This window comes from Rhizobium sp. LjRoot30, from assembly GCF_964253915.1.
Classification (GTDB): Bacteria; Pseudomonadota; Alphaproteobacteria; order Rhizobiales; family Rhizobiaceae; genus Metarhizobium.
Map to the genome: position 1 here is coordinate 182,178 of NZ_CAXUSG020000001.1, position 20,601 is coordinate 202,778.

21 protein-coding genes and 1 tRNA gene are annotated in these 20,601 nt (G+C 63.2%); 9 read left to right on the forward strand and 13 right to left on the reverse strand.

The features are described 5' to 3' along the window. Nucleotides 1-5: 5 nt before the first annotated feature. From ACSQ3I_RS00925 to ACSQ3I_RS00950, 6 genes are all read left to right on the forward strand, one after another. Nucleotides 6-1,010, forward strand: coding sequence for a type II secretion system F family protein (locus ACSQ3I_RS00925; RefSeq protein WP_435995417.1), 1,005 nt, complete (start codon nucleotides 6-8; stop codon nucleotides 1,008-1,010). Nucleotides 1,011-1,026: 16 nt separating this feature from the next. Further along, complete coding sequence (locus ACSQ3I_RS00930; RefSeq protein ID WP_435995419.1) at nucleotides 1,027-2,013, forward strand: type II secretion system F family protein; 987 nt, start codon at nucleotides 1,027-1,029, stop codon at nucleotides 2,011-2,013. A gap of 167 nt (nucleotides 2,014-2,180) precedes the next feature. After that, on the forward strand, nucleotides 2,181-3,005 hold the full coding sequence (locus tag ACSQ3I_RS00935) for an EamA family transporter (RefSeq protein ID WP_435996232.1): 825 nt from the start codon (nucleotides 2,181-2,183) through the stop codon (nucleotides 3,003-3,005). 126 nt (nucleotides 3,006-3,131) lie between these two features. Next, nucleotides 3,132-5,528, forward strand: a complete 2,397-nt coding sequence (locus ACSQ3I_RS00940; RefSeq protein ID WP_435995421.1) for a phosphoketolase family protein — start codon at nucleotides 3,132-3,134, stop codon at nucleotides 5,526-5,528. Between the two features lie 172 nt (nucleotides 5,529-5,700). Continuing rightward, nucleotides 5,701-6,330, forward strand: coding sequence for a uracil phosphoribosyltransferase (gene upp / locus ACSQ3I_RS00945; protein WP_435995423.1), 630 nt, complete (start codon nucleotides 5,701-5,703; stop codon nucleotides 6,328-6,330). A gap of 137 nt (nucleotides 6,331-6,467) precedes the next feature. Further along, on the forward strand, nucleotides 6,468-6,992 hold the full coding sequence (locus ACSQ3I_RS00950; protein WP_435995425.1) for a TIGR02281 family clan AA aspartic protease: 525 nt from the start codon (nucleotides 6,468-6,470) through the stop codon (nucleotides 6,990-6,992). 18 nt (nucleotides 6,993-7,010) lie between these two features. Here ACSQ3I_RS00950 and ACSQ3I_RS00955 read toward each other — a convergent pair whose 3' ends face one another. The 11 genes from ACSQ3I_RS00955 to ACSQ3I_RS01005 form a co-directional block, all read right to left on the reverse strand. After that, on the reverse strand, nucleotides 7,011-8,417 hold the full coding sequence (locus tag ACSQ3I_RS00955; protein WP_435995427.1) for an adenylate/guanylate cyclase domain-containing protein: 1,407 nt from the start codon (nucleotides 8,415-8,417) through the stop codon (nucleotides 7,011-7,013). Nucleotides 8,418-8,562: 145 nt separating this feature from the next. After that, on the reverse strand, nucleotides 8,563-9,882 hold the full coding sequence (gene deoA, locus ACSQ3I_RS00960; protein ID WP_435995429.1) for a thymidine phosphorylase: 1,320 nt from the start codon (nucleotides 9,880-9,882) through the stop codon (nucleotides 8,563-8,565). A gap of 4 nt (nucleotides 9,883-9,886) precedes the next feature. Next, complete coding sequence (deoC, locus tag ACSQ3I_RS00965; RefSeq protein ID WP_435995431.1) at nucleotides 9,887-10,657, reverse strand: deoxyribose-phosphate aldolase; 771 nt, start codon at nucleotides 10,655-10,657, stop codon at nucleotides 9,887-9,889. A 100-nt stretch (nucleotides 10,658-10,757) separates the two neighbouring features. Further along, complete coding sequence (locus ACSQ3I_RS00970; protein WP_435995433.1) at nucleotides 10,758-11,546, reverse strand: purine-nucleoside phosphorylase; 789 nt, start codon at nucleotides 11,544-11,546, stop codon at nucleotides 10,758-10,760. After that, nucleotides 11,543-11,935, reverse strand: a complete 393-nt coding sequence (locus ACSQ3I_RS00975) for a cytidine deaminase (RefSeq protein WP_435995435.1) — start codon at nucleotides 11,933-11,935, stop codon at nucleotides 11,543-11,545. Before ACSQ3I_RS00975 ends, ACSQ3I_RS00970 begins: the two co-directional genes overlap by 4 nt. Before the next feature lie 3 nt (nucleotides 11,936-11,938). After that, the gene (locus tag ACSQ3I_RS00980; RefSeq protein WP_435995437.1) at nucleotides 11,939-12,910 is read right to left on the reverse strand and encodes an ABC transporter permease; all 972 of its coding nucleotides are present in this window, start codon (nucleotides 12,908-12,910) and stop codon (nucleotides 11,939-11,941) included. A gap of 10 nt (nucleotides 12,911-12,920) precedes the next feature. Beyond that, the gene (locus ACSQ3I_RS00985) at nucleotides 12,921-14,027 is read right to left on the reverse strand and encodes an ABC transporter permease (protein WP_435995439.1); all 1,107 of its coding nucleotides are present in this window, start codon (nucleotides 14,025-14,027) and stop codon (nucleotides 12,921-12,923) included. 7 nt (nucleotides 14,028-14,034) lie between these two features. Then, nucleotides 14,035-15,543, reverse strand: a complete 1,509-nt coding sequence (locus ACSQ3I_RS00990) for an ABC transporter ATP-binding protein (RefSeq protein ID WP_435995441.1) — start codon at nucleotides 15,541-15,543, stop codon at nucleotides 14,035-14,037. Between the two features lie 227 nt (nucleotides 15,544-15,770). Beyond that, the gene (locus tag ACSQ3I_RS00995) at nucleotides 15,771-16,763 is read right to left on the reverse strand and encodes a BMP family lipoprotein (protein WP_435995443.1); all 993 of its coding nucleotides are present in this window, start codon (nucleotides 16,761-16,763) and stop codon (nucleotides 15,771-15,773) included. A gap of 223 nt (nucleotides 16,764-16,986) precedes the next feature. Continuing rightward, the gene (gene msrA / locus ACSQ3I_RS01000) at nucleotides 16,987-17,652 is read right to left on the reverse strand and encodes a peptide-methionine (S)-S-oxide reductase MsrA (protein WP_435995445.1); all 666 of its coding nucleotides are present in this window, start codon (nucleotides 17,650-17,652) and stop codon (nucleotides 16,987-16,989) included. Between the two features lie 23 nt (nucleotides 17,653-17,675). Beyond that, on the reverse strand, nucleotides 17,676-17,954 hold the full coding sequence (locus ACSQ3I_RS01005) for a hypothetical protein (RefSeq protein ID WP_435995447.1): 279 nt from the start codon (nucleotides 17,952-17,954) through the stop codon (nucleotides 17,676-17,678). On the opposite strand from ACSQ3I_RS01005, the gene ACSQ3I_RS01010 reads away from it, so the two are divergent. Then, complete coding sequence (locus ACSQ3I_RS01010) at nucleotides 17,941-18,222, forward strand: hypothetical protein (protein WP_435995449.1); 282 nt, start codon at nucleotides 17,941-17,943, stop codon at nucleotides 18,220-18,222. The two genes, ACSQ3I_RS01005 and ACSQ3I_RS01010, sit on opposite strands and share 14 nt — an antisense overlap. Further along, nucleotides 18,200-18,289: transfer RNA gene (locus ACSQ3I_RS01015), tRNA-Ser, on the forward strand. The genes ACSQ3I_RS01010 and ACSQ3I_RS01015 overlap by 23 nt, the downstream gene beginning before the upstream one ends. 134 nt (nucleotides 18,290-18,423) lie before the next feature. On the opposite strand, the gene ACSQ3I_RS01020 is transcribed toward ACSQ3I_RS01015, so the two are convergent. Both ACSQ3I_RS01020 and ACSQ3I_RS01025 read right to left on the reverse strand, forming a co-directional pair. Then, entirely contained in the window at nucleotides 18,424-18,957 is a 534-nt protein-coding gene (locus tag ACSQ3I_RS01020) for a GNAT family N-acetyltransferase (protein WP_435995451.1), read from the reverse strand. Nucleotides 18,958-19,134: 177 nt separating this feature from the next. Then, entirely contained in the window at nucleotides 19,135-19,365 is a 231-nt protein-coding gene (locus ACSQ3I_RS01025; protein ID WP_435995453.1) for a tautomerase family protein, read from the reverse strand. A 255-nt stretch (nucleotides 19,366-19,620) separates the two neighbouring features. Between ACSQ3I_RS01025 and ACSQ3I_RS01030 the strand changes: the two genes are divergently transcribed. Next, on the forward strand, nucleotides 19,621-20,550 hold the full coding sequence (locus ACSQ3I_RS01030; RefSeq protein WP_435995455.1) for a LysR family transcriptional regulator: 930 nt from the start codon (nucleotides 19,621-19,623) through the stop codon (nucleotides 20,548-20,550). Nucleotides 20,551-20,601: the final 51 nt, after the last annotated feature.

Sequence of the window (20,601 nt, forward strand, 5' to 3'; positions counted from 1 at the left end):
GGGGCATGTTCGGAATTGATCCGTCCATATTGGGACTTATCGCGCTGGTCGCCATCGCTGCCGGCGCGCTCGCCTATGGTGTGCTGTTTTCCTCGATCGAGACCCAGAAGAAGACCGAGGGTCGCGTTAATCGCGTCAAGTCCGCCGAGACCGATACCGCCAAGATGAAGGCGGCGCGCGATCGCGTCGACGAACTGTCCAAGCGCCGCAAGTCGATGCAGGACTCCATCAAGGAGATGGAAAAGCGCAACCAGAAGGGCACCAAGACGGCGGGGATGAAGACACGGCTGGTGCAGACCGGCCTGCCGTTGACGATGAAGCATTTTTACCTGGGCAGCGTCGGCCTGGGCCTGTTTGCCTTCATCGTTGCCTTCGTCCTGGGAGCGTCGCTGCTGGTGGCGGTCGGCCTTGGCTTCGCCGCCTCCATCGGCCTGCCGCGCTGGGTGGTGGGTTTTCTCATCCGCCGGCGCAAGAACAAGTTTCTCGAAGAATTTCCGAATTCGCTCGATGTCATGGTGCGCGCCATCAAGTCCGGCCTGCCGCTGAACGACGCGCTGCGGATGATTGCCGCCGATGGCCAGGAACCGGTCAGGTCCGAGTTCCGGCGTGTGGTCGAGTCGCAGCAGATGGGCATGAGCATTCCCGATGCCTGTACCCGCATGCACACCTCGATCCCGCTGCAGGAAGTCAACTTCTTCGCCATCGTCATCAACATCCAGGCCCAGGCGGGCGGCAACCTGTCGGAAGCGCTGGGCAACCTCGCCAAGGTGCTGCGCGAGCGCAAGAAGATGAAGGCGAAGGTGGCGGCGCTGTCGATGGAAGCCAAGGCCTCGGCGGCGATCATCGGCGCTTTGCCCTTCATCGTCGCTTTCCTCGTCTACCTGACCTCGCCCGGCTACATCATGCTTCTGTTTACCGATCCGCGCGGCCACCTCATTCTCGTCTGCTCGGCGATCTGGATGTCCATCGGCATCTTCGTCATGAAAAACATGGTCAGCTTCGACATTTGATCGGATTGGAATCCCTATGACCGCAGATCTCGCCGCCAGATTGACCGACCCCACCACGATCCTGGCGGTGCTGGTGGCGATCGCCGTTTTCGCCTCGCTCTATTCCTTCGCCATGCCGTTCTTCGAACGCGGCGAGCTGGGCAAGCGAATGAGGGCGGTCTCCGTCGAACGCGACCAGATTCGTGCCCGCGAACGCGCCCGCATGAATGTCGACCAGGCGACGCCGAAAGCCTCGCTGCGGGCGCAGAAGAGCCAGTCGGCGCAGCAGATCGTCGAGCGCTTCAACCTCAGGGAAGCGCTTGTCGACGCCAACACCATGAACAAGCTGCGGGCTGCCGGCCTGCGTTCGCAAAACGCGCTCAACATGTTTCTTGCAGCGCGTTTCATCCTGCCCTTCATCTTCCTGGTGCTGGGCATCGTCTGGGTTTTCGTTCTCGGCAATCTCGGCGACAAGCCGCTGCCGGTGCGTATCCTGGTGACGGTGGTGATCGGTTATGCCGGTTTCTACGCGCCGAACATCTACGTATCGAACCGGATGTCGAAGCGGCAGCATTCCATCAGGCGCGCCTGGCCGGATGGCCTCGACCTGATGCTGATCTGCGTCGAAGCCGGCAATTCGATGGAAGCGGCGATGCGTCGCGTCTCGGAAGAAATGGCCGAACAATCGCCGGCGCTCGCCGAAGAAATGGTGCTGACGACAGCCGAACTCTCCTTCCTCAGCGACCGGCGCGTCGCACTCGAAAATCTTGGCACCCGCACCCAGCTGGATGCGGTGAAGAACGTCACCCAGGCGCTGATCCAGGCTGACCGCTACGGCACGCCCGTTGCGCAGGCGCTGCGCGTGCTGGCGCAGGAAAGCCGTGACGAACGCATGAACGAGGCAGAGAAAAAGGCCGCCGCCCTGCCGCCGAAGCTCACCGTGCCGATGATCCTGTTCTTCCTGCCGGTGCTGGTCGCCGTCATCCTCGGGCCGGCCGGCATCCAGGTGGCCGACAAGTTCTGATCCGGCCAAGCATAAGTTCTTTTCATCGCAGCATTCACCGAACGCGATTGCCGTGCGTCGCCGTGCCGCCTATGGAAGACGGCGGGCAGGAGGCGTAAGGCGTGAGCGACGGACGGCAGGAAGCAGCGATTGAGGGTTTGGCGGAGCGCGGTTCGCCGGCTGGCGGCATGTTTCTCGGCGCCGCCATGTGCATCGCGTCGATGGCATGCATCCAGTTCGGTTCGGCCCTTTCGGCGCCGGCGCTGGCCGCACATGGGCCGATGGGTACGACCTGGCTGCGGCTGAGCTTTGCCGCATTGCTTCTCTGTCTCGTCGTGCGGCCGCGCCTGGCGCGTTACAGCTGGGAACAGTGGAAAGGCGCGCTGCTGCTCGGCGTCACCACCGTGGCGATGACCGTCTGCTTCTTCTCCGCCATGCAGCGCATTCCGCTCGGTCTGGCGGTCGCCATCGATTTCCTCGGGCCGCTCGCCGTGGCGACGTTCGGTTACGGTCTCAGCCGGCGGCTGTTCTGGCCGCTTCTTGCCGGGGCCGGCGTGCTTTTGCTCGCCCATGACGGCGAGGGCTGGACCGGCAATCTTGCCGGCGTGCTGTTCGCCTTCGGCGCCGCCACCGGCTGGGCCTGCTATATCCTGTTGACCAAGCGGGTCGGGGCGGCCTTCCAGGGTTTCGAAGGCCTGGCGATTTCCCTTGCCGTCTCGGCCATCGTCGCCACGCCGTTCGGTTTTGCCGACGGGCTGTCCGGCATCTCGCTGGAGGGTCTGCTCGGCATGGCAGGGCTGGCGATCCTGGTGCCCCTCTTGCCCTACACTTTGGAAATGACGGCACTGCGGCGCATGCCGACCGCCACCTTCGGCATCCTGATGAGCCTGGAGCCCGCCTTCGGCGCGCTTGCCGGTTTCCTCATCCTCAGCCAGCCGATGACGGCATTGCAAATGCTCGGCACGGCACTTGTCGTCGCCGCCAGCGTCGGCGCGACAGCGGGCGATCGTTGAGGGCATCCAGCCAGTGTCAGGTCTGACAATTGGCGACAAACGGCAAAGCTGATCTATATCAAGGAAGGCCAAGGCTCTCCGAGCCAGGTTGCAGCAATCGTATCGCCCCCACCGAGGAGACGTTTCATGCCGCTTCAGCCGACCCTCAAGACCGACGTGCTTTCGCCGCACGACCTCAGCCTGATCGACCGCTACTGGCGCGCCGCCAACTATCTCTCCGTCGGGCAGATCTATCTGCTGGACAACCCGCTTCTCAAGGCGCCGCTTGCCGCCGAACAGGTCAAGCCGCGCCTGCTCGGCCATTGGGGCACGACGCCCGGCCTCAATTTCATCTATGCCCATCTCAACCGCATCATCAAGGCGCGGGATGCCGATGTCATCTACATCTGCGGCCCGGGTCACGGCGGGCCGGGCATGGTGGCCAACACCTATCTCGAAGGCAGCTACAGCGAGATCTATCCGGAGATCGGCGAAGACGAGGAGGGCATGCGCCGCCTCTTCAAGCAGTTCTCCTTTCCCGGCGGCATTCCGAGCCATGTGGCGGCGGAGACGCCGGGTTCGATCCATGAGGGCGGCGAGCTCGGCTACGCGCTGGTGCATGCCTATGGTGCCGCCTTCGACAATCCCGGCCTCGTGGTCGCCTGCGTCGTCGGCGACGGCGAGGCGGAAACCGGGCCGTTGGCCGCCGCCTGGCATTCCAACAAGTTCCTCAATCCCGCCCATGACGGCGCCGTTCTGCCGATCCTGCACCTGAACGGCTACAAGATCGCCAATCCGACCGTGCTGGCGCGGCTGCCGGACGAAGAACTGCAGCAGCTGTTCAGCGGGTACGGTTACGAGCCGATCTTCGTCGAGGGCAGCGACCCGGCGGTGATGCACCAGCAGATGGCCGCCGCCTTCGATCATGCCTTCGACCATATCGCTGCAATCCAGGCGATCGCCCGCTCGCAAGGCGAGGCGGTGACGCGGCCGCGGTGGCCGATGATCGTCCTGCGTAGCCCGAAAGGCTGGACCGGCCCGAAGGAGGTGGACGGCAAGAAAGTGGAAGGGTTCTGGCGCTCGCACCAGGTGCCCGTCGCCGAATGCCGCAAGGATGCCGGCCACCGCAAGATCCTCGAAGACTGGATGCGCAGCTACAGGCCGGAAGAGCTGTTCGACGAAAAGGGCGCGCTGATACCCGAGCTGAAGGCGCTGGCGCCGCATGGCAGCCGGCGCATGGGCGCCAATCCGCATGCCAATGGCGGCCAGCTCCGCCGCGAGCTGAAGCTGCCTGACATCCGCGACCACGCCGTCAAGGTGGTGAGGCGCGGCGGCGAGATGGTGCAGTCGACCAAGGTGCTCGGCGGTTACCTGCGCGACGCGCTGACGCTCAACGAGGCGTCGGCGAATTTCCGTATCTTCGGCCCCGATGAAACCGAATCGAACCGGCTGGGCGACGTCTTCGCCGTCACCGACCGGGTGTGGATGGCCGATCTGGAGCCCTATGACGAACACCTGGCCCGCCGCGGCCGGGTGATGGAGGTGCTGAGCGAGCATCTGTGCCAGGGCTGGCTGGAAGGATACCTGCTCACCGGCCGCCACGGGCTGTTTTCCTGCTACGAGGCCTTCATCCACATCGTCGATTCGATGTTCAACCAGCATGCCAAGTGGCTGAAAGTCTCGCGTGGGCTGGAATGGCGTCGGCCGATCTCCTCGCTCAACTACCTGCTGACCTCGCATGTCTGGCGGCAGGATCATAACGGCTTTAGCCATCAGGACCCCGGCTTCGTCGATCTCGTCGCCAACAAGACCGCCGATGTGGTGCGCATCTACCTGCCGCCGGACGCAAACACGCTGCTCTGGGCCGGCGATCATTGCCTGAAAACCTATGACCGCATCAACGTCATCGTCGCCGGCAAGCAGCCGGAGCCGCAATGGCTGTCGATGGACGAGGCGATCCGCCATTGCGAAGACGGCGCCGGCATCTGGCACTGGGCGGGAACCGAGGAGCCGGGTTTCGAACCCGACGTGGTGATGGCGTGCGCCGGCGACGTGCCGACCATGGAAACGCTCGCCGCCGTCGACCTCTTGCGCCAGGCGCTGCCGGACCTGCGCATTCGCGTCGTCAACGTCGTCGACCTGATGACGCTGCAATCGCCGGAACAGCATCCGCATGGCCTGCCGGACACGCTGTTCAACCAGCTGTTCACCCGCGACCGGCCGGTGATCTTCGCCTATCACGGTTATCCCTACCTGATCCACCGGCTGGCCTACAAACGGACCAACCACGACAACATGCATGTGCACGGTTTCGTCGACGAGGGCACGACGACGACACCCTTCGACATGGCGGTCATGAACAAGATCGACCGCTATCACCTCGCACTCGCCGCCATCGAACGGGTGCCGGGCCTGGCGGCGCGAGCAAAAGACACTGTCGACCGGCTGACCGCCAAACTCGGCGAGCACAAACGCTATGTCTGCGAACACGGTGAAGACATGCCGGAAATCCAGAGCTGGGTGTGGCCATACGACAAGGGATAGGGCAATCCCGCGGCCGGCCGGCTTTTTCCCCGGCTGGCCGCGCTCGCCATCCGGTAATTTTTACCCTTCGCATCTGGGGATGAAGCGTCAAAAAACGCATCCTCTCTTGCAGCCGCGGCGTTTTCCGTGAAAGAAACATGACATCGCGCAACAGCCTGGAAGGTGGATTTTCATGGACGGCGTTACAGTCATCGATCACCCGCTGGTGCAGCACAAGCTGACCATCATGCGCCGCAAGGAAACCTCGACAGCCAGTTTTCGCCGGCTGCTGCGGGAAATCTCGACCCTGCTCTGCTACGAGGTGACCCGCGATCTCGAACTCACCATGGAGACGATCGAGACACCGCTGACGACGATGCAGTCGCCGCTGCTCGAAGGCAAGAAGCTGGTGTTCGCCTCGATCCTGCGCGCCGGCAACGGCCTGCTCGAAGGCATGCTGGAACTCGTTCCGTCCGCCCGCGTCTCGCATATCGGCGTCTACCGCGACCACGAGACGCTGCAGCCGGTTGAATATTACTTCAAGGCGCCGGAAGATATTTCCGAGCGGCTGATCATCGTCGTCGACCCGATGCTGGCGACCGGCAATTCCTCGATTGCGGCGATGGAAAAGCTGAAGGAGCGCGGTGCCAAGAACATCCGCTTCCTCTGCCTGCTCGCGGCGCCGGAAGGCATTGCCAATTTCCATGCTGCCCACCCTGATATCCCGATCTATACGGCTTCGATCGACAGCCACCTGAACGAGAAGGGGTATATCGTTCCCGGCCTCGGCGATGCCGGCGACCGCATGTACGGCACGAAGTAAGCCCGTCTTAACCATTGGCGGAAAATCCGGCCCGGACGCCCAGCGCTCCGGGCCTTTTCATGTGCAATTTAGCGGCGTCGAAAGGCGTTTGCGGTTAGGGATTTCGGATTGTCCTTCGCATCCAGGAGCCGTGCCCCGTGCTGACCCGCGTGATCGTCATCGCCGCCTTTGCCGCTCTCGCGGCGACCCAGGTGCCTTCGCTATTGCAGACACCGGCGGGTGATACGGGAACACCTGATGCAGCGGTAGCGACGCAGGAAGCGCAACCGGTCACGCTGACGCCGGCCGCAAGCGGCACGGTGCAATTGCAGGCCGACGAGCGCGGCCACTATGCCGGAACCTTCCGCGTCAACGGCAAGAATATTGACGGGCTGATCGATACCGGCGCCACCTATGTCGCCATCAACGAAAGCACCGCCCGGCGCCTGGGCTTCTCCGGCAACGGTCTTGATTTCAAATATGCGGTCAATACCGCCAACGGCCAGACCAAGGCCGCGCACATTACCCTCGACCGCATGGAGATCGGCAGCATCCGCGTACGTGACGTCGAGGCCTTCGTGCTGCGCGACAATGCACTGTCGGGCACCCTCGTCGGCATGAGTTTTCTGAAGAAACTCGATTCCTACCGCGTTGCCGACGGCACACTGCAACTCAAGCAGTAAGGGCAACCGCCGCAGATCTCAGGGCAGGGCGAAGATTTTCACCTTCCGCTCGATGCCCTGCAGCGCCTCCATGCGGGAAATGGACGTGATGCCGCCGCGGCGCAGGATTTCCGAGACATGGGCATCCCCGGCAATCGCTTCCGTCGTCAGGATGATATTCGGATCGGCAAGCGCCTGCACGCGGGAGGCGATGTTGACCGTCTGGCCGAAATAATCCTGCCGGTCGTTGAGGTTGACGGCCAGGCACGGCCCTTCATGGATGCCGATCTTCAACAGCAGGTCTTCGCTGCCCCGCTCGGTGTTGAGGCGCGACATCGCCTCGCGCATCCGCAACGCGGCAGCAACGGCGCGATCCGGGCGCGGAAACGTCGCCATCACCGCATCGCCTATGGTCTTGACGATGGCGCCGGCCTCCGTGGCAACGATTTCATGCAGCACCTTGAAATGTTGTCTCACCAGATCGAAGGCGGCGAGGTCACCGACACGCTCGTAGAGCGCCGTCGATCCCCGGAGATCGGTGAAGAGAAAGGTCAGGCTGGTGATCTTGAGCCGCTGGTTGATGTCGAGCGTATCGGTCCGGTAGATATCCCGAAAACTCTGGTTGGTCAGCAGGCGCTTAGCGGTCAGGAAAGCGCGTCGGCTGGCCAGCAGATGGTGCAACTCGTCTCCAGCCACGCAGACATTCGGCACCACCCGGCGATCGGTATGGTTCTCGAGGGTAAGCCGCAGCAGGCCTGGCCGCAGGGAAATCGTTTCGTTCGGCGCATGCCCGTAACTGAAGACCATCGACAGGTTCTGGCGCTCGACGGCGGGTTCGCCCTGCACGTCGATGAACTGCGCCGAATGCGTCACGGCATCGAAGATGATGACGAATTGCAAAGGCAACTGCAGCGAGACGAATGCCTTCTCGCCCGGATCCAGTTCGATGATCTCCAGCAATATCCGCCCGAACTGCGCCTCGAAATCCTTCGGCAGGTCGACGCCGGAACTGAAGAACATCTGGCGATAATATTCCAGCGGCGGCAGCCGGTCGGGATCGTGGCCGGCAATCCTGCGCACCCTTGGGCTGACGGTGAACGTCACTTCGACCATCTCGTCGAGGGTAGGCTCGTAACCGGCGGCGCAAAGCGCGCAGTGATACGTTTCCCGGTCGACCGTTTTCAGGGTGGTGCCCGTTTCCAGCACGCCGCCGCATCCCGGACAGAGGACATTCCAGGTCATCTCGAAGGCGCCGATGCGTGCCGCGTGCAGAAAGGCGGCGATCGTTTTTTCCTGGTCGAGATCGTGATCATCGGCAAAGGCAAGCGCATTGATGCGATGAAGATCGCGATCCGCGCCATGCCGCACCGCATTTTCAATGGACTCGACAGTATGCGGGTCGGCCGCCTGTCGCAGGGCGGCAAAAAGCACGTCCACCTCGCTCATGGAATAGGCTCCTGTGCACGGAATTCTGCGGCGATCTACATCAGAAAATGCGATTATATCACGGGTTTTTCCGCAGAGAAATCGCGCTTGCAAGCCGACCAAAAGAATGGGCCGCGCGCGTCCTGAATTGCCCGGGGAAGAGCAGTTACGCGGACTTGTCCACCCGTTTGACGATGACCGGCGGCAGGTCCGGCGGCGTGTCCGATAGCCGGTAGTTGCCGGCAAGATCCTGCGCCGCCTTTTCGCCGCTCGCCTGGTCCGCGGCGTGCACCATGGCGATCAGGTCGCCGCGCTGCAGCCAGGTGCCGAGCGGCGTGATGCGGTCGAAGCCGACGCGGTGGTCGATGGCATCCGTCGGCAGCCTGCGGCCGCCGCCGAGTTCGATGACACCCATGCCGATGTCGCGGGCATTGCAGGCGGAAAGCCAGCCATCGCGTTCGGCGGTGACGGCGATCTCCACCGGGGCTTTGGGCAGGTAGGTCTCCGACCTCTCGACAAAATCCGCCGGCCCGCCGAGCGCATGCACCATCCGCCCGAAAATCTCCGCCGCCCGGCCGGACTGCAAGGCGCGCGCCGCCTGCCGCTCGCCATCGGCAGGCGAGATCGCCAGTCCGGATTGCACCAGCATCTCAGCCGCGAAGGCAAGCACGACGGTTTCGAGCCGCGTACCACTCTTCAGGCCCTTGAGGAAATCGACGCAGTTGCGCATCTCGACCGCATTGCCGGCGGCATCGGCCAGCGGCTGGTTCATGTCGGTCATCAGTGCTGCAGTGCGCACGCCGGCGCCGTTGGCGACGTCGACCAGCGATTGCGCCAGTTCCTGCGCCTCCTCGGCCGTGGTCATGAATGCGCCGTTGCCGATCTTGACGTCGAGCGTCAGCGTTTCCAGCCCGGCTGCGAGCTTCTTGGAAAGGATCGAGGCGGTGATCAGCGGCACGGAATCGACCGTCGCCGTCACGTCGCGGATGGCATAGAGCCGCTTGTCGGCTGGCGCCAGCGCTGCCGTCTGGCCGATGATGGCGCAGCCGATCTCGTCCACCGTGCGGCGAAACAGCGCCGCATCCGGCATGATGCCGTAACCGGGGATGGATTCCAGCTTGTCGAGCGTGCCGCCGGTATGGCCAAGCCCACGGCCGGAGATCATCGGCACCGCCAGGCCGCAAGCGGCAGCGATCGGCGCCAGCATCAGCGAGACATTGTCGCCGATGCCGCCGGTGGAATGCTTGTCGGCGATCGGCCGGCCGATGCCCTGCCAGGAGAGAACCTCGCCGGAATCACGCATCGCGAGCGTCAGCGCCACGGTTTCTTCCGCCGTCATGCCGCGGAACCAGCAGGCCATGGCGAAGGCGCCGACCTGTGCCTCGGCGATCTCGTTGCGCGCCATGGCGCCGATGAAGGCGGCGATGTCCTCGCGATCGAGCTTTTCGCCGTCGCGTTTGCGGCGGATGATTTCTTGCGGGATCATAAACTTATCCTGTCGAGCGAAGGGCAGGGGGCGGGCTGCCGAGGATGGCGACGATATCGTCGAGGAGGCCGGCGGCGCCGAAGCGGAAGGTCGAGGGCATGGCCCAGTCCGAGGCCAGAATGGTTTCGGCAAGCCGCAGATAGAGAACGGCGTCGGCCACCGTCTCGATGCCGCCGGCGGCCTTGAAGCCGACCTTGCCGCCGTTTTCGCGGATGGCACGCAGCAGGATATCGGCGGCCTCCAGCGTTGCGCCATCGGGCCCATGGCCGGCGGATGTGCTGACCAGTTCGGCGCCGGCGGCGATGGCAAGAAGCACCGCCTTGCCGATCAGGGCCGTATCCTTCAATTCGGCGGTCTGCAGGATCGCCTTGAGCGGCACGCTTGCCGGGCAGGCCTCGCGCACGGCCGCGACCATCTCCCGCACCGCCTCGCCGTCGCCTTGCGCCAGCGTCCGGTGCGGGATCACCAGTTCGATTTCGTCGGCGCCGTCTGCCACCGCCTGACGCGCCTCCGAGACGACGTCGGCCAATTCGAAACCGCCATCGGGAAAATTGACGACTGCGGCGATGTGGATCGCATGGCTGTTGCCGAGCGTCAGTCGCGCCCGCGGCACGAAGCGCGGCAGGATGCAGATGGCCGCGACATTGCCGAAGGGCGTCTGCGCCCTCTGGCACAAGGCGTCGATGGCCTCCGGCGAGGCCGCCTCGTCGAGTTCGGTCAGGTCGAGAAGCGACAGGCCGACGGCTGCGGTTTCCCGCAGGCTGTGATGCTCCATGATCGGTTGTCCTTCCCTACCTCGATGTTTGGGATCGAGGGCCTCAAGGCAAACTTCTGGATAAGTTGGAGCCGAAGAACACCCGGCTCCCGCCTGCATGTCAACCGATAATCATCTCGGCAAGGATGGCGGCAAGCTGCCGGCCGCCGATCGGCGCCATGTCCTTTGTCTCGGTATGGCTCAGTTCGCCGCCGGTCATGCCCGCCCCATAATTGGTGATGACGGAGGCGGCCGCGACCTTGAGGCCGAGGAAACGGGCGATGATCACCTCCGGCACGGTGGACATGCCGACGGCATCGGCGCCGAGAATGCGCGCCATGCGGATTTCCGCCGGCGTCTCGAAGCTCGGGCCGGAAAACCACATGTAGACGCCCTGCTGCAGCGGCACGCCGCAGCGCTCGGCCGCGGCACGCATGCGGGCGGCGAGTTCGGCATCGTAGGCGGTGGTCATGCCGACGAAACGGGCGTCGCTTTCCTCGCCGATCAGCGGGTTCATGCCGGAATAGTTGATATGATCGGTGATCTGCATCACCGAGCCGGGCGGCAGGTCTTCCCGAAGGGAGCCGGCGGAATTGGTCAGGATCAGCGTATCGACGCCGAGATCCTTCAGGATCTCGATCGGCCGGCGCATGGCGTTGGCATCGCCCTTTTCGTAATAATGCACCCGGCCGGAGAGGATGAACACCGGTACGCTGCCGAGCATGCCGGCTACCAGCTCGCCGGCATGGCCGGAGACGGCGCTGACGGGAAAGCCGGAGAGATCGGCATAAGGGATGCGCACCGCATCCGTCACCGCATCGACCAGCGAGCCGAGGCCGGAGCCGAGGATGATGGCGTGGCGCGGCTTGAAGGCGCCGAGCCTGCCGGAAATCAGCGCGCCGGCGGTCATCCGAGGATTTCCGTCTTGAAGCTGGCCGGCAGCATTTCGTTCATCGTCATGGTCTGCGTCACGCCGGCCTCGTCACAGAGGTAGATGCGGGTTTCGGCCGTGGCGAATTCCGAGATTTTCTGGCGGCAGCCGCCGCAGGGCGGGCAGGAGGCGAGTTTTTCGGCGATGACGGCCATCTCGACGATGCGTTTCGCCCCGCCCATGATCATGGCGCTGATCGCCGTCGGTTCGGCGCACCAGCCCTGCGGGAAGGAGAGGTTCTCGATGTTGGCGCCGGTATAGATCTTGCCGTCCTCGGCGCGGATCGCCGCGCCGACCGGGAATTTCGAATAAGGGGCGTGCGCAAAGGCCATCGCCCCCTTGGCGGCAGCAAACAGGTCTTGTGACATCGATCAACGTTCCTTCGTATAGGGCACGCCACCTGCCTTGGGCGGATTGGCGACACCGATGAAGCCTGCAAGCAGGATGCAGGTGAGCACATAGGGCAGTGCCTGGAAGATTTGTACCGGCACCTCGCCGATCAGCGGCACCGACTTGCCCTGCATGAAATTGGCGAAGGCGTCGAGGAAGCCGAACAGCAGGCAGGCGAACATGACGGGTACCGGCTTCCACTTGGCGAAGATCAGGGCCGCCAGCGCGATATAACCCTTGCCGGCCGACATGTCCTTGATGAAGGCCGCCGATTGCGCCACCGCCAGATAGGTGCCGGAGAAGCCGCAAAGGATACCGGCGCAGATGACGGCGCGGTAACGCAGCCAGGTAACCGAGATGCCGGCCGTATCCACCGCGCCCGGATTTTCGCCGACGGCGCGCAGGCGCAGGCCGAAACGGGTGCGATAGAGGATCCACCAGGAGATCGGCACGGCGAGGAAGGCCATGTAGGTGAGGATGTTGTTGCCGGAGATGACGTTGGCATAGAGCGGGCCGATGACGGGGATGTCGCGCAGTGCCTCCACGCCGGGCAGGATGATCGGCGAAAACCGGCCTTCCGGCAGCAGCTGCGGTGTACGGCCGCCCTGTCCGAACCAGGCCTGTCCAAGCACGATGGTCAGGCCCGCCACCACGAAGTTGATGGCGACGCCCGAGACGATCTGGTTGCCGCGGTTGGTGATCGAGGCAAAACCGTGCACCAGCGAGAAGGCCACCGAGACGCCGATGCCGGCGACCAGGCCGAGCCAGGGCGAGGCGGTGATATAGGCGACGCAGGCGGCGGAGAAGGCGGCCGCCAGCATCTTGCCCTCAAGGCCGATGTCGAAGACGCCTGCGCGTTCGGAAAACAGCCCTGCCAAGGCGGTGAACACCAGCGGCACGGAAAGCCGGATGGTGGAGCCGAGGATGCTGACGAGAATATCGAAGAAATCCATCTCTTTCGCCTCACGCCTTCCTGGCCATGGAGTAATAAAGCCGCGCCAGTGCCGGGCGGGACATGTATTCGAGCGCGCCGGCAAACAGGATGACGAGACCCTGAATGACCACGATCATCTCGCGGGTGATGTTCGGCATTTCGAACGACACCCAGTCGCCGCCCTGGTAGAGTATGCCGAACAGGATGGCGGCAAGGACGATGCCGGCCGGATGGTTGCGGCCCATCAGCGACACGGCGATGCCGACGAAGCCGGCGCCGCCGACGAATTCCACCTGCAGGCGGCCGGAGGAGCCAAGCACCGGGTTCAGCGCCATCATGCCTGCCAGGCCGCCGGAGATCAGCATGGCGATGATGACCGTGCGGGCATAAGGAATGCCGGCATAGACCGCCGCCGACGGGCTGATGCCCAGCGTGCGCATCTCGTAACCGAGCTTGGTGCGCCAGATCAGCGCCCAGACGACGACGCACATCACCAGCGCCACCAGGAAGGAGACGTTGAAGGGCGCAGGGCCGAGCTTCAGCCCCACCAGCGCCATCAACCAGTCGAGCTTCGGCAACTGTCCGCCTTCGAGGAAGGTGCGGGTTTCCGGTGCCATCTTGCCCGGCACGATCAGCACGTTGACCAGCAGGTAGACCATCAGCGCCGCGCCGATGAAATTGAACATGATGGTGGTGATGACGATGTGGCTGCCGCGCTTGGCCTGCAGGAAGGCCGGGATGAAGGCCCAGCCGGCGCCGAACAGGGCGGCACCCAGGATCGCGAAGGGCATCGTCACGTACCAAGGCACGTAATGATCGAGCGACAGCGCCACCAGCGCAGCACCCAGCCCGCCGACGTAAGCCTGGCCTTCCGAACCGATGTTGAACAAGCCGGCATGGATGGCGACGGCCACCGAAAGCCCGGTGAAGATGAAGTTGGTGGCGTAATACAGCGTAAAACCGATGCCTTCGCCGCTGCCGAGGGCGCCTTCGAGCATCAACTGCAGTGCCACGAAGGGGTTTTCACCGATGGACCAGACGACGAGGCCGGAAAAGAAGAAGGCCAGCACGAGGTTGATGATCGGAATGAGGCCGAAGGTGATCCAGCCGGGAAGGGGGAGAGATGCGGTGTTCATCGGGGCCTCACGCGGCAATGCCGGCCATCATCAGGCCGAGGGTCTGTTCGCCGGCATCCGCCGTCTTTTCGCCGACGATCTGGCCGGCGAACATCACGAGGATGCGGTCGGAAAGGGCGCGGATCTCGTCGAGTTCGACCGAGACCAGCAATTGCGCCTTGCCGGCGTCACGCATGTCGATGATGCGGCGATGGATGAATTCGATGGCGCCGATATCGACGCCGCGGGTCGGCTGGCCGATCAGCAAAAGTTTCGGATCGCGCTCGATCTCGCGGGCGACGACGATCTTCTGCTGGTTGCCGCCCGAAAAATTCGCCGTCCGCAGCCGAGGATTGGGGGGGCGGATGTCGTATTTTTCGATCTTTTCGACCGCATCCTTCTTGATCGCGTCGAGGTCGAGGAACAGGCCGCCATACTTCGGATCGCGGTGATAGCCGAGGATGGCGTTTTCATATTCCTCGAAACGCAGCACCAGGCCCATGTGGTGGCGGTCTTCCGGGATGTGAGCAAGGCCGAGATCGCGCAGCCGTGCCGGATCGGCCCGGCCGATCGGTTGGCCGTCGATCAGGATTTCGCCAGAGGATGGCGCACGGATGCCGGAGATCGCCTCCAGCAGTTCCGACTGGCCGTTGCCGGCCACGCCGGCGATGCCGACGATCTCGCCGGCGCGTACGTCGAAGGAAACATTGTCGACCATGGTGACGCCGCGGCCGTCCTTGACGGTGAGGTTGCGCACCGACAGCACCACGTCGCCAGGCTTGGCCTCGCCCTTTTCGACGCGCAGCAGCACGCGGCGGCCGACCATCAGCTCGGCCAGCTCTTCGACGGTGGTCTCGGCCGTCTTGCGTGTCGCCACCATCTCGCCGCGGCGCATGACCGACACCGTGTCGGTGATCGCCATGATCTCGCGCAGCTTGTGGGTGATGAGGATGACGGTCTTGCCCTGGTCGCGCAGCACGCCGAGGATGCGGAACAGGTGATCGGCCTCCGCCGGCGTCAGCACCCCGGTCGGCTCGTCGAGGATAAGGATCTCGGCGCCGCGATACATGGCCTTCAGGATTTCGACGCGCTGCTGCAATCCGACCGGCAGTTCCTCGATGACAGCATCGGGATCGACTTCGAGGCCGTAGTCGTTTGCCAGCCGCTTCAGCTCGGCGCGTGCCTTGGCAACACCGCCGGCGAGCAGCATGCCGCCTTCCGCGCCGAGCACCAGGTTTTCAAGCACGGTAAAATTCTCGACCAGCATGAAGTGCTGGTGCACCATGCCGATGCCGGCATTGATCGCCGCCTGGCTGTCGCGGATGGTGACGGGCGTACCGCCGACGCGGATCTCGCCGCTGTCGGCATGATAGAAACCGTAAAGGATCGACATCAGCGTCGACTTGCCGGCGCCGTTTTCGCCGATGATGCCGTGGATCGAGCCCTTGGCGACGGCCAGATTGATGTTCTTGTTGGCGTGGACGGCACCGAACTTCTTGTCGATGCCCACGAGTTCTATGGCGGGCGCTTGGCTCACGTTGTGCGGCTCCAGAGCTGGACATTCCAAAGGGCGTTTCAGACGGAATATACGTCGTCGGCGGTCACGCAGGGCCGCAAGCCTGCCGTGGCGCCGGACGCATCATCCCCTGCCTAAATCCGTGCCGGTATCGCCATCAGGCCGACCGGCCGCCTCTCGGGAAAGCCCGGGACATACAAAAAAGGCGTGTGGCGGATTGCTCCGCCCCACGCCCCGTCAAAAACCTGTCACTTCGGGCAGGAATTGTCGCTCATGTAGTCGTGGACCTTGACGGTGCCGGCAATGATGTCGGCCTTCGCCTTGTCGACCGCAGCCTGGATTTCCGGCGTGATCAGCGGCTTGTTGTTGTCGTCGAGCGCCCAGCCCACGCCGTCTTCCTTGACGCCGAGTGCCTGGATGCCGGCCGTGAACTTGTCGCCCTTGGTGTCAGCGAAACCGTTGTAGACGGCGAGGTCGACACGCTTGACCATCGAGGTCAAGACCGAACCCGGATGCAGGTGGTTCTGGTTGGAATCGACGCCGATCGACAGCTTCTTGTTGTCGGCGGCCGTCTGCAGCACGCCGAGGCCGGTGGCGCCGGCTGCCGCGTAGATCACGTCTGCGCCCTGGTCGATCTGGTTCTTCGTCAGTTCGCCGCCGCGCACCGGATCGTTCCAGGCAGCACCGGTGGTGCCGGTCATGTTCTGGAAGACTTCGATCTTGGCATTGGCCGCACGGGCGCCCTGCTCGTAGCCGCATTCGAACTTGCGGATCAGCGGAATGTCCATGCCGCCGACGAAGCCGACCTTACCGGTCTTCGAGGCCAGGCCTGCCACGACGCCCACGAGATAGGAACCCTCTTCTTCCTTGTAGACGACGGAACGGACGTTCGGCTTGTCGACGACGGAGTCGACGATCACGAACTTGGTGTCGGGGAATTCAGCGGCAACCTTCTCGATGGCAGACGTCCAGGCGAAGGATACGGCAACAACCGGGTTGAAGCCGCGGCTCGCGAAGTTGCGGATCGCCTGCTCGCCCTGCGTATCGCCGGTCGGCTCGAAATCGCGGTATTCGACACCGGTTTCCGCCTTGAACTTTTCGGCGCCGTTATAGGCCGCTTCGTTGAACGATTTGTCGAACTTGCCGCCGGTGCCATAGACCAGCGCCGGCTTGATGTCGGCGGCAAGAGCCGTTGTCGACATGGCAGCCAAGGCAAGGAGACCGAAGAGGGATTTTTTCATTGTGCAGCCCTTGTTGCTATTGATCTTTTTGGGTCCTCCCGCACGCCTGTTTTTGTTGTCAGGCCTGTCTGCGGAACTGCCGGCCTCTTTTCCAGAGGCTCGGTGTACGATCATCCTTGCATGGCTCGTAGAAAAATTCACCAGAAATTTTTCGCTTGGTAAAGAAATGTGGGAAAAGCGAAACTGGCCCCAAACACACAGGTTTTCGCCCTCGAAAGCGCTTTCAGCCGCCGTTTCGCTCGAGGACGGGGCAGGCGATGCCGGTGCCGCGCAGACCGCAGTAGCCTCCCGGATTCCTGGCGAGATATTGCTGGTGGTAGTCTTCGGCATAATAGAATTCGCCTGCCGGCGCGATCTCGGTCGTCACCTTCGATGTACGGCCCGCAGCCTTCAGGGCCGCCTGGAAAATCTCCCGCATCCGCATGGCGGATTCCAGCTGCTCCGGTGTCGTCGTATAGATCGCCGAGCGGTAGGTGGTGCCGATGTCGTTGCCCTGGCGCATGCCCTGGGTCGGATCGTGCTCTTCGAAGAACAGCTTCAGTAGTCGTTCGGTTGTGGTTTCGGAGGGATCGTAGACCACCTTGACGACTTCGGTGTGGCCGGTAAGCCCGGTGATGGTTTCCTGGTAGGTTGGGTTCGGCGTAAAACCGCCGGCATAACCGGCTGCGGTCAGCCATACGCCCGGGGTTTTCCACAAGAGCCGTTCGGCGCCCCAGAAGCACCCCATTCCCAGATGGATGGTTTCGAAGCCTGCCGGGCACGGTCCTTTCAGCGGCCGCCCGTTGACGAAATGCGCTGCCGCCGTGGCGATTGCCTCGCTGCGGCCGGCAAGTGCTGCCTGCGCCGTCGGCATCGTCGTCTTGCGGCTGAACATCTCGACAAGAAACATCGTCTTTCCTTCGTCCGTGGCCGCTATACGGCAAACCCGTTATCGGCATTTTCCCGGCGGTACCCGATGATCCAGAAAGCGAGCGCCAGAACGAGAAAGACCGCAAAAGTCGGCTGGAACAGCACCCAGCTCAGCGCCGGGTTCCAGACCCAGGGGTGCAGGTAGTGTTCCACCATCTCCTCGACATACATCAGCGTCACGGGGCTGAGGTCCAGCCAGGCGCTGCCGAAGGAGGTCAACACCATGTCGGAGGCGGAGACGGACTGGATCGAATCGATGGTGCCGGCAATGACGGCCAACACCAGGCAAATCATGCTCAAGAAGCGAAAGAAAAAGCCCATCGAGTCCCTTGTCCCGCGCCGCCGGGCGACGCTCTTTCCGTCCGGCGGGGATGATAAGGGCGGTGTTCGCATTGCGCAATGCGGCAGAAAAAACAGTTTTGTTACAGGATCTGCAAAAAACCGTCAGATTCCGGTTGATCCCGCAACGATCCTCGTTATATACCGCGCCCGTTCGGTTCGATTGCTTGCACGCAACGGCCAGCAGTGGACAGGTGGCCGAGTGGTTTAAGGCGCACGCCTGGAACGCGTGTGTACGTGAAAGCGTACCGAGGGTTCGAATCCCTCCCTGTCCGCCATTTTCCATTTCAAGCGATTGATTTTTGCTGCTAATTTGGCTTCCTGTCTATTCTCCCGACAGGTTGGGCAATTTTTGTTGGCCATTTCTTCGGAGATGGCCGTGAGGCGCCTGGGCGAACGCTGCTTGAGCGCTCTATCTGTCGTTCCAACCGGAGCGCGCCAACTCGTACCATACTTCACCATGCTCCTTTCCCGGAATGGCATCGGGTGAGTCGCTGGGAACAGTGCGGGCGTAAATCATGCCGATCTTTTCCATCACGCGTCGCGAGGCTTGGTTAACCGTCATCGTGGTCGCCACGATCCTGTCGTAGCCGCCGGTTTCGAAACCCCAGTCGACGAGAGCCGATGCGCCTTCCGAGGCCAGGCCCTGGCCCCAGTCCATCCGGCGCAGGCGGTAGCCGAGTTCGGCCAGCATGTCGTTCTCCGGCCAAAGGCAGAACCACCCCACGAAGGCGCCGTTGCCCGTGCGGCGCGCCGTCCAGACGTAAGGCTCCGTTCCGCTGGGCATCAGGAACGTCGCGTTCGGATCGGCCCGGTCGCGATCGACCGCGTGTCCGCCGTTCAGGAAGAGCATGACCTCGGGGTCACGCTCGAGTGCGATGAAATCGGTGCAGTCATCGGGAGAGCAGGGGCTGAGCGTGAGGTGCTTCGTCTGCAGAACGGCCATTGTCGAACATCCATCCATGTTCAGGCAATTTGCGACGGTCGTATAAAATGGTCAATGAGCCTGCCGATAAAACGGGTTGCGCGCAACCGCATCGGGGCAGGGCAGCCGGGCATCGGTAACAAGGGCGAGGCGCACCTGGCCCTCAATCCGGCCCGCTTGCAGAAGGGGCTGCCGGGCTCAGGCAGTGCCTTCGCCGTCCGGCTCGGGCTCGTTTTCGTATTCGTATGCGTCGCAGAACAGCTTGCCGTTGCGGCCCCAGTCTTCCCGGCTCACGTCGGTGAAGATGAAATTGATCGTTTCCGGTTTGCATTTCGCGATGCGGGCGAATTCGCGGGTGAGCACTTCGGCCAGTTCCCGTTTCTGCTCCAGTGTGCGGCCCGGAAACCAATCGACACGAATGAAAGGCATGATGGATCTCCCTCTTGCAGCCGGCTCGGGTCCCGTCGGGCCGTGGGCGGCCCGCCGAAAACTGGTTAGCCGGTTGCGCCTGCCATTCCCAATCGGATTTGCCGCTGCCATCTTATCCGCTTTTCTTATGGAGGCGTTTGCAGCGTAAAAGTGCCGTTCGCCTCGACGGACGATCAAGAGCAGGCCATAGTCCGGCAATTGGCGCAACCGTCCGCTACGGCGCGCCGTGATACCGAAGGCCTATGGATCTGATACATGCGCGTTTCTCTTCGTCACTTCCGCTTTTTCGTTGCCGTTGCCGAAACCGGGCAGGTATCGAAGGCGGCCGCGGCCCTGTTCACGTCGCAGCCGGCGGTAACGGAGGCGATCAAGACGCTCGAAACCGACATGGGTGTCAAACTGTTCAATCGCAGCCCGAAGGGCGTGACGCTGACCTATGAGGGCGCGATCTTCCTGCAGCATGCCCAGACCGTGCTTGCCGCCGCCGTGGATGCGATGCTGGCGCCGCAGCAGGTTCAGCGCGATATGGCGGGGCAGTTGACGCTTGCATGCACCCACACCGTGGCGGGGTATTTCGTCACGCCGCTTCTGTCGCGCTTCCGGCGGATCTTTCCGGGCATCGAGGTCAACCTCGTCGAGTTCGAGCGGCCGGAAATCGAGCGGCGGGTCCTGTCAGGCGAAGTAGACCTGGCCGTCTGCCTGCTGTCACCGCTGGAGAGCGGCGACCGGATCGAGACCGAATTGCTGGTACGGTCGAAAAGACGGCTGTGGTTGCCTGCAAATCACGGCTTGCTGGACCGCAAGAGCATCTCGTTGCGCGACATTCAGGCCGAACCCTACATCATGCTGGCCGTGGACGATGCCGAGGAGACGACGCTGGCCTATTTCCGGAGTGCCGGCCTGGAGCCGAATGTCGTCTTCCGCACCACCTCGATGGAGGCCATCCGCAACGTCGTGGCCGAAGGTTTCGGCGTCACCATCCTGTCGGACATGGTCTACCGGCCTTGGTCGCTCGATGGCATTAGGCTCGCTGCCGCCTCCATTTCCGACCTTGTGCCGAGCATGGATATCGGCCTCGTCTGGAACCGCAGCGCCGGGCTCAGCCGCGATGCGAAAGTCTTCGTCGATGTCTGCCGTGCCGGTTCGGGCATCGTGGGCGGCATTGTTTACGACGAGCCGCATTGAGGTGGTCCGGGGCGGGCGTTCATTATCGGAAATTCCGAATTTCAATATCCC